The 1,273-nt window shown below is 59.7% G+C and carries 1 pseudogene; it reads right to left on the bottom strand.

From position 1 onward, the window contains the following. Window positions 1–211: 211 nt before the first annotated feature. Window positions 212–1,123: pseudogene (locus GL286_RS22050) on the bottom strand (IS3 family transposase). Between the last annotated feature and the right edge of the window lie 150 nt (window positions 1,124–1,273).

The following is a 1,273-nucleotide window of genomic DNA, read 5'->3' on the forward strand; positions in this document are numbered from 1 at the left end:
AGGAGACCACACACACATTGACCAAAGCATGACCCGAATTCCATAGTCAGCGATGGCTCACTTCTCGGTGAAAATCCCGGCTCAGTTCTGGGTGGAAATCAACACCGAGAGAGTTAAGCGTCCCAAACTTGCCCGACCTGATCGTCTAGGGGACTTGACCTGCCCCCCTTTCGTCCCTCGTTCATAACGAGAGTCTGCCGGTTCGAGATTGTTATTCGAGGGGCTTCAGATTGCCGAGCGATGAGTGCGGCCTGACTGCGTTATAGTCGTAGCGCCATAGAGCGATCTTGCGGCGAGCATCATCCAGGGCGTCGAAGATGTCCTCATTCAGCAGCTCATCGCGCAGGCTGCCGTTGAAGCTTTCGATGAAGGCATTCTGCTGCGGCTTGCCGGGGTCGATGTAATGCCGGGCGACGTCATTCTGGTCGGTCCATTTCAAGATGACCCGACTGGTGAACTCAGTTCCCCTCCTCGGGAAAACGATCCCCCGGATCGTTTTCTGATCCTCGCCGATCGCTGACGATGCCATCGGGCTTGCCGTAGATCCGCACCAACGCATCCAGTTCACGCGCTACCCTGGCGCCCGAGATGCTGGTGTCGGCAATCAGGCACAGGTTCTCGCGACAGCAATCGTCGATGACTGCCAGAATGTGGAACTTGCGTGACGCCCCGAACGTGTCTGCGACAAAGTCCAGCGACCGGCGCTGGTTCGGTATCAGGGCCAGAGGCATCGGCGTGCGTGTTCCACGGGCCCGCTTGCGGCCGCGCCTGCGCCGGACCGAAAGCCCTTCTTCACGGTAGAGCCGATACAGCTTCTTCGGGTTCATCAGCATGCCCCTGCGCTCCAGCATCAGACCGATCCGCCGGTAGCACTGCCCCCGCCGCAGCTTCGGTGTCGTCAGGGCTTTCCCAGCAGATCCTTCAGCACGATGTTGTCCAGCATCGCATTCGCCGGCAGGCGCTTCAGCTTGCCGTTCTCGTCCTCGAGCGCTTTCAACCGCTGGGCGTCGGACACGTCCATACCGCCATACTTGGCCTTGAGCTTGTAAAATGTCGCCGGGCTGAGCGAATGACGGCGGCACACCTCCGCCGTCGCCATCCCGGCTTCCTGCTCCTTGATCATTCCGATGATCTGTTCGTCGGGACTTACGCGGTGCCATCAGGCGCCACGGTTCCCTCCTCATCGGTGAAGCGGCTTTTCCTCATGTCGTCTGCTCCTTCGCGGCGAAGCAAACTCTACATTAAACCCAGGGACCTTCCGGGGGGCAGGTCA

Origin of the sequence: Paracoccus aestuariivivens (assembly GCF_009711225.1) — a bacterium.
Classification (GTDB): Bacteria; Pseudomonadota; Alphaproteobacteria; order Rhodobacterales; family Rhodobacteraceae; genus Paracoccus; species Paracoccus aestuariivivens.